The sequence below is a fragment of the Corallococcus sp. 4LFB genome, assembly GCF_046520365.1.
Classification (GTDB): Bacteria; Myxococcota; Myxococcia; order Myxococcales; family Myxococcaceae; genus Corallococcus; species Corallococcus caeni.
In genome coordinates, this window is sequence record NZ_JBKGHJ010000260.1 from 1 (window position 1) to 11,918 (window position 11,918).

Genomic DNA, 11,918 nt, shown 5'->3' on the forward strand with positions numbered 1-11,918 from the left:
TCACGGGGTCGGACACCGGGGCGGGCGCGGGCCCGGGTGCGCCCTCCGGCGCTTCGGCCCCTTCGCTTCCCTGCCACCAGAAGAACGCCACGCCCACGAGCACCAGGGGCACGAGGGCAAGCAACCACCGGCCGTGGCGCAGCCGGGAGGCGGAAGAGACGGGACCGTCGTCGCGTGTCATGAGCGGACTTCGCCGGAGGGGGCGGGGGAAGCCGTCAGCCTAGTACGCGTACGTGGCGACGTCCTCGCGCACCTTGGAGACGATGCCGCCCCAGTTGCCGTTGGCGTAGTGGTTGTAGGACTCGCCGTCATCGCGCAGGGACACGGTGTGGAAGCTCCACTTCGCCCGGCCGTCGCTGCACGCCGCCGTGCCCGTGTTGAGCGTGCCGCCGCAGAACCAGTCGCCCCGGTTGCAGTAGGACCCGTTGCCGCTGCCGGACACACCGCCCGAGGAGTGGTAGGCCACCGCCTCGTCGTCCTGGCCCGGGAGGATGCCGGAGTACAGCGTGCCCTTGGCGCCGGCGAACATGTAGAACCACACGTTGCGCGTGGTGTTGTGGTTGTACATGGCGCGCGCCGTGGTGGTGACCAGGTCGCTCACCAGGGGCTCGCTCACCGCCCAGTCACCGTGGTCCGCCAGCTCGCTGCCGCCGCCCGCGCCGGACGCCACGTCCACCCACTTGATGTTCCAGCCCGTCTGCGAGGAGCCGTCCGTGTTGCCGCACTCGCCGTTGGCGTTGGGCGTGGCGTTCTTCTTCTGCCGCGCGCTCCCGCCGTACAGCGACAGCGCGTAGCCGATCTGCAGGTCACCGGCGCTGTGCGTGGCGATGTAGCACCAGTTCGTGCCCGTGCAGAAGCAGTCCAGCGCGTTGCGGATCCGGTAGTTCTCCGCGCCCACGCGCTGCGTGCCGTTCCAGTTGACCGCCTTCTTGTTCACGCCCGCCGAGGCCGAGGACGGCCCCCAGTAGCTGAAGTCCGCGTAGTTGCCCGCCTGTGTCGTGTTTCCGTTCCGGCCGTGGATCCACAGCGTGTAGTTCGTCGCGGCGGCCTCGGTACCCACCAACAGCGTCGCGGCGGTCGCGGCCGCGCCAATCAGCATCTTCATCGGGGTGTCTCCTGGCCTCTCGGGGGGATGAGAGGGCTTCCGCACGGCCCCAGGCCGGGCGAGGGGACAACCACTCTAGGGGCTGTTTCAGACGAACGCGATAAGCCGAAAGTCCAGTCGTCAGTGGAAATCCTGACGCGGCGCGCTGGCCGTTGACGTCACGCCAGCGCGTCCAGACCGTCCTCTCGTACGAAGCGTTCCAGCCGCTCCAGTGCTTCCGGCAGGTTGGCGCGTCCCAACCCCAACCGGAAGTGATTGCCGGGAAAGCCATACACGTCGCCCGGCAACAGCAAGACACCCTCGCGGGTAATCAGTGACTCAGTGAAACGAGCCACCGGAATGTTTCGCAGCAGACGGGGGAAGGCCACGCTGCCGGCGCGCGGACGCACCCAGTGGAAGGTGTCCGCGTGGCGCGCGAAGAAGGCATCCAGCAGCGCGAGGTTCGCGGTGAGCAGGCCGCGGCTGCGCTCCAGCACGCGCTCGCGGGCGCGCAGGGCGATGAGGGACAAGAGCTCGCTGGGGGCGCTGTTGCAGAGCGAGGTGTAGTCCTTGAAGGCGCGGCAGCGCGCCAGCAGCGCCACGTCGCGGGTCGCGAGCCAGCCCACGCGCAGCCCCGCCAGGCCGAACGCCTTGGACATCACGCCCAGGCTCACGCCCTTCGGGAAGCACGACGCGGCGGGCGGCAGCGTGTCGTTCGCGTCGTACTCCAGCAGGCGGTACACCTCGTCGGAGAAGAGGTGGATGCCGCGGGATTCGCACAGCGCGCACAGCTTCTGGAAGGTGGCGCGGTCCGGCAGCGAGCCCGTGGGGTTGTGCGGGAAGTTCACGACGACCAGGCGCGTGTCGGGGCGCAGCGCCGCGGTGAGCGCGTCCAGGTCCAGCGCCCAGCCGTCGGCCTCGCGCAAGCCCAGCAGCGTCACGTCCGCGCCGGTGGCGCGCCCCACCTCGTACAGCGACTGGTAGCCCGGCCAGGTGACGACGGCGTGCGTGCCGGGGCCCAGCAGGACGTTCATCGTGACGAACAGGGCCTCCTGCGCGCCCGCGAAGGTGAGGACGTCCTCGGAGGACAGGCCCGGGTACAGCCCGGCGATGGCCTGGCGCAGCGCGGGCAGGCCGGCCGTCTCCGTGTAGCCCAGCGTCAACCCGTCCCAGCGGGCGCGGTCCTCCGGCGACGCGAGCGCCAGCAGGTCCGCCATGCGCCAGCCCTCCACGTCGGAGGCGCACAGCAGGTAGGGCGCGGCGAACTCCCAGCGCGCGAAGTACCGCTCCAGGTCGAAGTCGGGGATGTGCATCACGTCCTCCATGCCGCCTGCCTGCCCACCGGGGGGTGGAGCGGGCCACCACACCTTGCCGGACAGGCGAGCGGACGGGCGCGCCGCCGGGAGCAGCCGGTGGTGCATGCATAGCTTGAGTCACGTCCCGTTGAAGCGCTTTCCACTTCCCATAGGGAGCCCGCATGGCCTCGACGAAAATCCCGCTCACGCTCCTGGACCCGGATGGAGGGTGGGTGAACGCCCCCGTCCACGTCTCGGAGCTGGATGGACTGCCCGTCCTCCTGCACTTCTGGACCATGGACTGCGCGGACTGCGCCGCGCAGTTCGAGGCCGTGAACCAGTGGATCGTCGACTACGGGCCCAAGGGCCTGAAGGTCATTGGCGTGGACGTCACCCACTCCGAGACGGAGCTGCGGGACACCAACAAGGTGGAGGGCTTCGCGCGCGAGCACGGCCTGCGCTACCCCATCGCCATGGATGACGGCTCCATGGCCAGGGCCTACGGCGTGGACAAGCACCCCGCCTTCCTCCTCTTCGGCACGGATGGAAGGCTGAAGAACCGCATTGGCGGCAAGGACGCCCTGCGCCGCATGCGCGCGGAGCTCAAGAAGCTGCCCGGCCAGGAGCCGCCCGCGCTGCACGGCGAGGTGTCCCGCGAGCAGGAAGACCAGGTCGCGGCCTCCAATCCCTAGCGCCCGGCCCCACACCCCTTCCCTGGAGAGTCGCAACCATGGCTGACCGACGACACACCGAGCGAAAGGGCTTCTCCCTGGGCGCGCTCGCCGCCGGGGTGGGGGCCGCCGTGGGGCTGACGCGCGCGCTCCGGTCGCGCTTCAGCTTCAAGGACAAGACGGTGCTCATCACCGGCGGCTCCCGGGGCCTGGGGCTGGTGATGGCGCGCATGCTGCTGAAGGAGGGCGCGCGCGTGGCCATCTGCGGGCGTGACGTCGAGTCGCTCCAGCGGGCCCACGCGGACCTGGAGCGCCTGGGCGGGGAGGTGCTCTCCCTGCGCTGCGACGTGCGCGACCAGGTGCAGGTGGACGCGATGGTGGGCGCCGTCCATGAGAAGTGGGGCGCGGTGGACGTGCTCATCAACAACGCGGGCGTCATCATGGTGGGCCCGCTGGAGTCCATGGCGCTGGAGGACTTCGAGGAGGCGGTGGACATCCACCTGTGGGGCCCGCTGTACACGACGCTCGCGGTGGTGCCGGCGATGAAGGCGCGCGGCGAGGGCCGCATCGTCAACGTGTCCTCCATGGGCGGCAAGCTGAGCATCCCGCACCTGGTGCCGTACTCCGCCAGCAAGTTCGCGCTGGTGGGCCTGTCGGACGGGCTGCGCGTGGAGCTGGCCCAGGACGGCATCCGCGTGACGACGGCGTGCCCGTCCCTCATCCGCACGGGCAGCCCGCGCAACGCGAACTTCAAGGGCGACCACGAGAAGGAGTACGCGTGGTTCCACGTGAGCAACTCCATGGCGGTCGTGTCGATGAGCGCCGAGCGCGTGGCGCGAAAAATCATCGAGGCGTGCCGCCGGGGTGACGCGGAGGCGCTGGTGGGCATGCCCGCGAAGCTCGCGGCGGTGGGCCGCGCCCTGGCGCCCAACCTCACCACGGCCGTGCTGGACGCCGTCAACCGGCTGCTGCCCCAGGACAGCACCCCGGAGCGCTACAAGGGCAGTCAGAGCGAGACGCCCCTCACCCGCTCCTGGTTGACGGAGATGAGCCGCCGCGCGGCGGAGCGCAACAACGAGAACGAGGTGTCCCTGCACTGACCGCCAGGGACACCCCGAAGGCTCGGTGAAGCGCGGTGGACGGCGGTCCTCAGGCCTTGCCGTCCATCTCCGCCAGCTCCATGCGCCAGTGGCCGCGGTGCTCGTACGCCTGCGCCAGCTGGTCGTTGAGCGCGCCGAGCATCTTCACGTTCCCGTCCTGCTCGTAGCCCTTGAGGGCCTCCGCGCAGGCGGGCACGCGGGCCAGGAACGTCTTGAGCGCGTCCAGGCCCAATTCCTTCACATACATCCCGTAGCCCAGCCGCTCCAGATACAGGGCGTTGAGCACCTGCTCGAACTGGCCTCCCACGGGGATGCTGAGCAGCGGCTTGTGCAGGTAGACGGCCTCGCTCATCAGCGTGAAGCCGCCGCCCGCCACCACCGCGCGCGCGGTGCGCAGGTCGTCGATGAAGCCCGCCTCGCTGAAGGGCCGGTAGGTGAGGTTGCCGTCCACCAGGTCCTCCTTCAGGTCGCGGCGCAGGCCATACACGCGGCACGGCACGCCGGACTGCTTGAGGATTTCCGGCAGGTGCGTGTTCGTCGTCGCCGTCTGGTACACGAGCAGGTGCTCACCGGCCTCCGGCTTCGCCGCCAGGATCTCCGGCCGGAGGATGGACGGCGCCAGCGTGGTGCGGCGCTTGCGCACCGGCGGGTAGAAGAACGTCGTGGTGAGGTAGTGGAAGGCCCCGGGCAGCTTCGCCTTCACGATGGCGCGCGAGGCCTCGAAGCTCTCCTCGTGGCCCGCGAGCAGCGCCGGGTCGTGCTGACAGCGGTTGATGATCTGCATGTTGTCCACGCTGATGACGGGCAACCGGTGGTTCTTCGCGAACAGGTAGCTGAACGTCTCGAAGTCGCTCACCACCACGTCCGGCTTGAAGCCCTCCACCAGGTCGAAGTACTGGCGCACGTTCTGCGGCCAGCCCTTCACGGCGCCCTGCAGGTTCTGCAGCACCGTCTGCCACTTCTTCACCGAGTTGCCTTCGTAGGCGATGGTGAGCCCCCAGATGCCGTGCACGTTCTGGAAGCGCTGGGCCAGGTAGTGCTGCGCCCGGCCGGACACCACGATGTGGACCTCGTGCTCCTTCGTCAGCGCCTCCAGCAGCACGCGTGAGCGCGTGGCGTGGCCCATCCCTTCGCCGACGACCCCATACAGGATTCGCATGGTCCGGAAGCATACGCCCGGGACACCCTCCCCTGTCCCTTCCGGACCGGGACGGTGCTACGCCTCCGGGTCATGACCTCCCTGCCCACGCCCCGGGGTGCCTCCGTCCTGCGCGCCGCGGCGCTCGGCGGGGTGGCGGGCCTGCTGCTGGGCGGCCTGGGGCTGCTGGGCCTGGGCGTGAAGGCCGTGTTCGTCCCCGCGGACTGCACCGGCCTGTCCGCGCAGGAATGCCAGCTCACCCGGGAGACGGACCGCGACCTGGGCCGCGTGCAGACGCTCTCCGGCGGTGCGCTCGTCGCCCTGGGCGCGGCCCTCTTCGCCCTCACCCGCCCGCGCCCCCCGGAACCTGATGATCCCAGCGCTTGAGAGCCCGAGGATTTCGCCGCGCCGCGCAAGCAGCCGGGCGCGGTGTCCCTGTAGGTCATTTTCGCGCGCGGGGTAGGTCAACTAATTACTACTGGCCCGGCCATTAGGTTTGAGGGTAGGAGACGGCCCATGCAGCTCGAATCGTTGAAGATGTTCTGTGACGTGGTCGAGACGGGCTCGTTCTCTCGCGCGGCGCAGCTCAATCACGTGACCCAGTCCGCGGTGAGCCAGCAGATCCGCGCGCTGGAGAACCGCTATGAGCAGAAGCTGCTCTCGCGCAGCGCGCGGCAGGTGACGCCCACGCCGGCGGGCGAGCGCCTGTTCCGGGGCTGCAAGGAGATATTGGCGCGCTTCGCGGAGGTGGAGCAGGAGATCCGCGAGCAGGCCACGGAGGTCCAGGGCGCGACCACCGTGTCCACCATCTACTCGGTGGGGCTGCACGAGCTGAACGCGGTGCAGAAGCAGCTGCTCAAGACGCACCCCAAGGTCAACATGCGCCTGAACTACCGGCGCAATGATCAGGTCTACGACGACGTGATTCTGGGCGCGGCGGAGATTGGCATCGTGGCGTATCCGCAGCCGCGCGCGGGCGTGGACATCCTGCCGTTCCGCGACGACAAGCTGGCGGTGGTCTGCGCGCCCAACCACGCGTTCGCCAGCAAGGCGAAGGTGAGCATCACCGCGCTGTCGGGCGTGCCCTTCATCGCCTTCGACCGGGAGGCCCCCACGCGCAAGGCGCTGGACCGCCTGTTCCGCGAGAAGAACATCGACATCAATCCCGTGATGGAGATGGACAACGTGGAGACCATCAAGCGCGCGGTGGAGATGGGCCTGGGCGTGGCCATCCTCCCGCTCGCCACGGCGCACGCGGAGATCAAGAACAGCTCGCTGGTGGCGAAGCCCTTCGCGGAGGGGCCGGTGTCGCGCCCCATCGGCCTGCTCATCCGCAAGGGCAAGTACCTGGACCGCGCGTCCGCCGCGGTGCTGGAGGCCTTCAAGCAGGCCGCCCTGATTCCGCACGAGGACTGACGGCTCAGTAGAGCTTGCGCAGCCGGGCCGCGAAGAAGCCGTCGTAGCCCTCCGGCCCGGGCAGCGTGCGCAGCCAGGCCTGGGCGAGCGGCAGCTTGAGGCCGGGCAGCACGGGCGGCTCGGCCGTCCACTCCGGGTGGCTGCGCAGGAACATGTCCACCTGGTCCTGCCCCTCCTGCGGCTCCGGCGTGCAGACGGCGTAGACGAGCAGGCCCCCGGGCGGCACCGCCTCCTGGCAGTTCTCCAGGATGCGCCGCTGGAGCGTGGCCAGCCGGGCCACGTCCTCCTCCTTGCGGCGGTACCGGAGCTCCGGGTGCCGGCGCAGCGTGCCCAACCCCGAGCACGGCGCGTCCACCACCACCGCGTGGAACTCGCCCCAGCTCTCCGGGAACGGCTCGGACGCGTCGTGCGCGTAGGCCTTCAGTCGGCCGGACAGCCCCAGCCGCTGGGCCTCCGCGTCAATCTTCCGCAGCTTGTTGGCGTGCAGGTCCACCGCGACGACGTCGTGGCCTTCCGCCTGGTGGCAGGCCTTGCCGCCCGGCGCCGCGCACGCGTCCAGCACGCGCGCGGACTCCGGGATGGCGCCGTAGACGCCCACGAGCTGCGCGGCCTCGTCCTGCACCTGCCACAGCCCTTCGGAGTAGCCGTACACGTCCTCCACGCGGCCCACGGAGGGCAGGATGATGCCCACGGGCGACGCGTCCGTGGCGCGCGCGTCCACGCCCACGTCCCGGAGCTGCGCGAGCAGCGCGTCGCGCGTCACCTTGGAGGTGTTCGCGCGCACGACGACGGCGGGCGGGAGGTTGTTGGCGACGAGCATCCCTTCCGCGCGCTCGCGGCCGAACTGGCGGATCCACCGCTCCACCAGCCAGCGCGGGTGGCTCTCGCGCACGGACAGGTACTCCACCGGGTCCGTCTGGGCGGGGAGCGGCGGCGAGGGCAGCTCCGACAGCTTGCGCAGGATGGCGTTGGTGAAGCCCGCCGCGCGCCCGAGCCCCACGTCCTTGAGGGCCTGGACCGTTTCGGCCACGGCGGCGCGCGCGGGCACGCGGGTGTGGAAGAGCTGGTAGGCGCCCACGCGCAGGGCGGCCAGGACCTTGTCCTCCAGCGCGTCCAGCTTGCGGTCCGCGAAGCGGGTGATGGCGTAGTCCAGCGCGAGCTGACGGCGGGTGGTGCCGTACGTCAGCTCGGTGACGAGCGCCGCGTCGCGGGGGTCCTTCGGCGGCGACTCCGACAGCACCGTGTCCAGCACCACGTTGAGGTAGGCATCCGTGGCGCGCACGCGCGACAGGATGTTGATGGCGAGGATACGGGCGTTCATCCTTCTTCCAGCCGGGTCATCAGGTCCACCAGTTGCGTCTCCGTCAGCCGCGTCGCGGGCAGATGGGACAGGGTGAGGCTCTGGAGGCTGTCCTCCAGCAGCTCGCGGTGGCCGCTCTCCGCCGGCGCACCACGGTGGACCTGCTGATACTTCGCGCGGGCCCAGGTGGCCAGCTCCGCTTCACTGAGCGTCCGGCCAGCCGGTCCGCGATCTTCTGGCGCACGAGCGCCCGCGTGAGCAGGTCCGACGCGGGCGTGGCCCCGGCCTTCGCCGCGCGGCCCAGCGTCTTGCCCGTCCTGCCCTCCCCCTTCAAGACGGTGGGCGTGGACTTGCGGCCCAGCGTCTTCAGCGGGCCTCCGGCCTCCGCCGTGCGCCTGAGCGAGCGCGCGGGCGCGGCCAGGGGCGTGGGCCCCGGCGCGTCGTCCTTCTTGAGCGGGTGCACGCGGCCCACCAGCTTGGGCTTCGGGCGGGGGCCCTCGTCCTCCGGCCCGGCGCCCTTCCTGCGGCGGCCCAGCGTCTTCACCGGCCCGGGGATGGCGGGGTGGAAGATGCCGCTCGCGAAGGTCTCCAGGGCCTGGATGTACGGGTCGAAGCCGTGCAGCCCCAGCACCTGCATGGCGCACGCCTCGGCCACCACGGACTCGCGCGCGGGCGGCTTGAGCAGCACCTCGATGGCGGGCAGCCCCACCGCCTCCAGCGCCTCCTTCAGCGCGTAGGACGTGAAGTAGCCCGCCGGGTTGATGAGGATGCCCTCCACCTTCTTGCGCTCGGCGTGGAGCGTGTCGATGAGGACGCCCTCGTGGTTGGACTGGACGATGGTCAGCTCCAGCCCCAGGTCCTTCGCCTTCGCGCGCAGGGCCGCGTCCAGGTCCGCCAGGCGGCCCCCCGCGACGTCCTCGCGCTCCCCCAGGAGGTTGAGGTTCGGCCCGTGCAACACCAGCAGCTTCATGCCCATCCGTGAGACTCCATGACGCAAGGATTCCACATGGCGCTCGAGGGCGCGCTCACGACGTGAACGGCTGACTGCCCGGCTGCAATCTGTTTCCGGAGAGGAAGTCCGCCGCGCGCATCACCCGCTTGCCCTCCGGCTGGACCTCCAGGAAGACGACCGAGCCCTCGCCGCAGGCGACCTCGATGCCCTCCGGCCCCGCGGACAGCACCGTCCCGGGCTCACCCTTCCCCGCCGCCGGCTGCATCCGGTGCACCTTGAAGACCTTGCCGGCCAAGAGCGTGTACGCGCCGGGCCACGGCGTGAAGGCGCGCAGGCGCCGGTCCAGCTCCACCGCGGGCTTCGTGAAGTCCAGCTTCCCGTTCTCCTTGTCGATGATGGGCGCCAGCACCATGCCCTCGGACGGCTGGGGCCGGGGCGTCAGCTCGCCGTCGAGGTAGCGCGGCAGGGACTCGCGCAGCACGTCGCCGCCCAGCGCGGACAGCTTCGCGTGCAGCGTGGCGCTCGTCTCGTCCGGCGCGATGGGCAGCCGCTTCATCGCCAGCACCGGGCCGGTGTCCAGTCCCTCGTCCATCACCATCAGGGACACGCCCGTCTCACTGTCGCCGTGCGCGATGGCCCACTGGATGGGCGCGGCGCCCCGGAAGCGCGGCAGCAGCGAGGCGTGCACGTTCACGCAGCCCTTCGCGGGCAGCGCCAGCAGGTCCTTGGGCAGGATTTTCCCGTACGCCGTCACCACGCAGACGTCGGGGGCGTACTGGCGCAGCGCCTCGGAGAACGGGGGCGTGCGCAGCTTCTGCGGCTGGAGCACGGGGATGCCCTTCTGGAGCGCGCGCTCCTTCACGGGCGGCGCGGTGACGGCGTTGCCCCGGCCCTTGGGCTTGTCCGGCTGGGTGACGACGGCCACGACGTCGCCCACGTCGAAGCAGGCCTCCAGCGAGGCCACGGCGAACTCGGGCGTGCCCATGAAGACGATGCGGGGTCGGCTGCTCATGTGAGGGAAGTCTCTTGGGAGAAAGGGAGGGGGTCAGGCCACGGACTTGAACGTGGCGGGCGGCGCGGAGGGGTCCACCGCCTGGCGCTTGCGCGTGCGCAGCGCCTCCAGCGTGGCCAGGGCCTCGCGGGACTCCGGCGTGGTGGCCACGTCCTTGAGGACGTCCAGCGCCTTCTCCAGCGCGAGCGCCTCGTCCGCCTCGCGCTGGCGGATGCGGTCCACCGCTTCGCTGAAGCGCGCGAAGAAGGCGCGCAGCTCGTCCTTGCGCCGCAGGGGGCGCAGGCGCGGGTAGCGGCCCGCCGCCAGCGCCGCGACGTAGAGGCTCATCACGTGGACGGGGCCCGCCACACGGTGCGTGAAGAGGAGCCCGAACAACCCGAGCGCGATGCCCAGGCCCACCGTGGCGACGCCGGTGAGCCACCAGAGCGTCTCCTCGCCTGACAGCCCGCCTTCGGCCGCCATGCGCTGCACCTGGTGGGCGAGCACGCCGAACAGCAGCATGCTCCCGGCGCCCATCCCCGTGAGCAGCAGGATGTATTTGAGCTGGAACTCCCGGTCGAGCAGGTACGTCCGGCGCACGATGGTCGGACGCGACGCGTTACGACTGTCTTCAGCAGGGGCCATGTCGTTGACCAGCGTACCCCAGGAGGTGGGGGAGGTTTGCGTCCTTCGTCAGGACAGGTCTACACCCGACGAAAGCCTGTCGTTCGGACGCAAAGGAGCCCCATGTCCCGCTCATTCGTCGCCCTGTCCCTGGCGGTGTCCTGCCTCGCCCTCGGAGGTTGCAAGAAGGAGGACCCCAAGACGCCGGAGTACTGGCAGTCCAGCCTGGAGGGGGCGAAGCGGCCCGACGACCGGGTGCGAGTGATTGAGTCGATGCGCACGTCGGGCAACATCAACGAGCAGTTCCTGCCCTTCCTGCACGCGCGGCTGTCCTCGGAGCGCCGGCCGGAGGTGAAGGCGGCGGTGGCCCGGGCGCTGGGGGATTTGCACCACCCGACGTCGCTGGAGCCGCTGACGGCGGCGCTGGACCCCGCGGCGGCGGACACGTCCGCGCAGCAGGTGAACAAGGCGGTGGTGGGCGCGCTGGGGCGCATTGGAGACACGCGCGCGGTGCCGTCGCTGGTGCCCCTCTTGCGCAGCAAGGACAACTACACGCGCATCGAGGCCATCCAGGTGCTGGGCGCCATGAAGGCGAAGCCCGCGGTGGAGCCGCTCATCCAGCTGGCCACGGACGAGGCCACGGAGCCGTTCCTCAACAAGAAGGCCATCGAGGCGCTGGGGCAGATTGGGGACCCGCGCGCGGTGCCGGCGCTGATGCGCACGCTGACGAAGGAGCGCAGGGGCGTGTCGTTCTACGTGGAGAGCAGCTTCGCGCTGTTCCAGCTGGGCGCGCCCGCGGCGGACGCGCTCCTGCCGGTGCTGGAGGGCAAGGACGCGGAGCTGCTCACGTGGGCGAAGGCGCAGGGCGTGAACCCGGCCAGCTATCCGATGAAGGCCGCGCAGGTGCTGGGCGACCTGCGGGAGAAGCGCGCGGTGCCGTCGCTCTTGAAGCAGCTGTCGTTCACGCACTCGGATCCGCGGATTCAAGCGCTGGTGCGGATGCAGGCGGCGGATGCGCTCGGGCGGATGCGCGCGGCGGAGGCGGTGAAGCCGCTCTCGGGGCTCGTGGGTGAGCCGGATCCCACGGTGCGGGATGCGTACGTGCGGGCGCTGACGCTGGTGGGCAGCCGGGACGCGCTCCCCGCGCTGGAGAAGGCGGCGGGCACCGGGGACTGGTACGCGCGGGAGATCGCGGTGAAGGGCATCGCGCTGCTGGGGGATGCGCGCGAGCAGCCGGTGCTCGCGAAGCTGGCGGCGGCGGAGCCGGCGCGCACGGCGGCGGACTGCAAGGAGACGGGCGAGGACGGCTGCAACGACCCGGCGGCGCTGGCAAGAAGCGCGCGGACC

The 11,918-nt window shown here is 70.7% G+C and carries 12 protein-coding genes and 1 pseudogene; 5 read left to right on the forward strand and 8 right to left on the reverse strand.

The features are described 5' to 3' along the window. The 3 genes and pseudogenes from ACLEQD_RS25185 to ACLEQD_RS25195 all read right to left on the reverse strand — a co-directional run. Positions 1–181, reverse strand: a pseudogene (locus ACLEQD_RS25185) (hypothetical protein); the annotation flags it as partial. Between the two features lie 39 nt (positions 182–220). Continuing rightward, positions 221–1,105, reverse strand: coding sequence for a hypothetical protein (locus ACLEQD_RS25190; RefSeq protein WP_410387428.1), 885 nt, complete (start codon positions 1,103–1,105; stop codon positions 221–223). A 158-nt stretch (positions 1,106–1,263) separates the two neighbouring features. Further along, a complete protein-coding gene (locus ACLEQD_RS25195) occupies positions 1,264–2,397 on the reverse strand; it encodes an aminotransferase class I/II-fold pyridoxal phosphate-dependent enzyme (protein ID WP_410387448.1) in 1,134 nt (377 codons plus the stop codon). 164 nt (positions 2,398–2,561) lie between these two features. Here ACLEQD_RS25195 and ACLEQD_RS25200 point away from each other — a divergent pair, with 164 nt between their 5' ends. Next, entirely contained in the window at positions 2,562–3,071 is a 510-nt protein-coding gene (locus ACLEQD_RS25200) for a peroxiredoxin family protein (RefSeq protein ID WP_410387430.1), read from the forward strand. A 38-nt stretch (positions 3,072–3,109) separates the two neighbouring features. Further along, positions 3,110–4,150, forward strand: a complete 1,041-nt coding sequence (locus ACLEQD_RS25205; RefSeq protein ID WP_410387432.1) for an SDR family NAD(P)-dependent oxidoreductase — start codon at positions 3,110–3,112, stop codon at positions 4,148–4,150. Between the two features lie 49 nt (positions 4,151–4,199). Here the strand turns inward: ACLEQD_RS25205 and ACLEQD_RS25210 are convergent, their stop codons facing one another. Then, positions 4,200–5,309, reverse strand: a complete 1,110-nt coding sequence (locus tag ACLEQD_RS25210; protein ID WP_410387434.1) for an MJ1255/VC2487 family glycosyltransferase — start codon at positions 5,307–5,309, stop codon at positions 4,200–4,202. 72 nt (positions 5,310–5,381) lie between these two features. On the opposite strand from ACLEQD_RS25210, the gene ACLEQD_RS25215 reads away from it, so the two are divergent. After that, the gene (locus tag ACLEQD_RS25215; RefSeq protein WP_410387436.1) at positions 5,382–5,675 is read left to right on the forward strand and encodes a hypothetical protein; all 294 of its coding nucleotides are present in this window, start codon (positions 5,382–5,384) and stop codon (positions 5,673–5,675) included. A 129-nt stretch (positions 5,676–5,804) separates the two neighbouring features. After that, complete coding sequence (locus ACLEQD_RS25220; RefSeq protein ID WP_338266287.1) at positions 5,805–6,704, forward strand: LysR family transcriptional regulator; 900 nt, start codon at positions 5,805–5,807, stop codon at positions 6,702–6,704. Between the two features lie 4 nt (positions 6,705–6,708). Here the strand turns inward: ACLEQD_RS25220 and rsmB are convergent, their stop codons facing one another. The 4 genes from rsmB to ACLEQD_RS25240 are packed head-to-tail and all read right to left on the reverse strand — an operon-like array spanning position 6,709 to position 10,592. Then, positions 6,709–8,025: a 16S rRNA (cytosine(967)-C(5))-methyltransferase RsmB gene (gene rsmB, locus ACLEQD_RS25225; protein ID WP_410387438.1), complete on the reverse strand. Its 1,317-nt coding sequence runs from the start codon at positions 8,023–8,025 to the stop codon at positions 6,709–6,711. A 43-nt stretch (positions 8,026–8,068) separates the two neighbouring features. Continuing rightward, positions 8,069–8,980, reverse strand: a complete 912-nt coding sequence (locus ACLEQD_RS25230; protein WP_410387440.1) for a type II 3-dehydroquinate dehydratase — start codon at positions 8,978–8,980, stop codon at positions 8,069–8,071. A 49-nt stretch (positions 8,981–9,029) separates the two neighbouring features. Beyond that, positions 9,030–9,968, reverse strand: a complete 939-nt coding sequence (gene fmt / locus ACLEQD_RS25235; RefSeq protein ID WP_410387442.1) for a methionyl-tRNA formyltransferase — start codon at positions 9,966–9,968, stop codon at positions 9,030–9,032. A 33-nt stretch (positions 9,969–10,001) separates the two neighbouring features. Next, positions 10,002–10,592: a signal protein gene (locus ACLEQD_RS25240; RefSeq protein WP_410387444.1), complete on the reverse strand. Its 591-nt coding sequence runs from the start codon at positions 10,590–10,592 to the stop codon at positions 10,002–10,004. Between the two features lie 102 nt (positions 10,593–10,694). Here ACLEQD_RS25240 and ACLEQD_RS25245 point away from each other — a divergent pair. Next, positions 10,695–11,918: HEAT repeat domain-containing protein (locus tag ACLEQD_RS25245; protein ID WP_410387446.1), on the forward strand; the 1,224-nt coding region annotated here is incomplete at its 3' end.

Coding starts and splice junctions, on each gene's coding strand:
- ACLEQD_RS25190 (WP_410387428.1), bottom strand. CDS start 1,105: ATGAAGATGCTGATTGGCGCGGCCGCGACCGCCGCGACGCTGTTGGTG.
- ACLEQD_RS25195 (WP_410387448.1), bottom strand. CDS start 2,397: ATGCACATCCCCGACTTCGACCTGGAGCGGTACTTCGCGCGCTGGGAG.
- ACLEQD_RS25200 (WP_410387430.1), top strand. CDS start 2,562: ATGGCCTCGACGAAAATCCCGCTCACGCTCCTGGACCCGGATGGAGGG.
- ACLEQD_RS25205 (WP_410387432.1), top strand. CDS start 3,110: ATGGCTGACCGACGACACACCGAGCGAAAGGGCTTCTCCCTGGGCGCG.
- ACLEQD_RS25210 (WP_410387434.1), bottom strand. CDS start 5,309: ATGCGAATCCTGTATGGGGTCGTCGGCGAAGGGATGGGCCACGCCACG.
- ACLEQD_RS25215 (WP_410387436.1), top strand. CDS start 5,382: ATGACCTCCCTGCCCACGCCCCGGGGTGCCTCCGTCCTGCGCGCCGCG.
- ACLEQD_RS25220 (WP_338266287.1), top strand. CDS start 5,805: ATGCAGCTCGAATCGTTGAAGATGTTCTGTGACGTGGTCGAGACGGGC.
- rsmB (WP_410387438.1), bottom strand. CDS start 8,025: ATGAACGCCCGTATCCTCGCCATCAACATCCTGTCGCGCGTGCGCGCC.
- ACLEQD_RS25230 (WP_410387440.1), bottom strand. CDS start 8,980: ATGGGCATGAAGCTGCTGGTGTTGCACGGGCCGAACCTCAACCTCCTG.
- fmt (WP_410387442.1), bottom strand. CDS start 9,968: ATGAGCAGCCGACCCCGCATCGTCTTCATGGGCACGCCCGAGTTCGCC.
- ACLEQD_RS25240 (WP_410387444.1), bottom strand. CDS start 10,592: ATGGCCCCTGCTGAAGACAGTCGTAACGCGTCGCGTCCGACCATCGTG.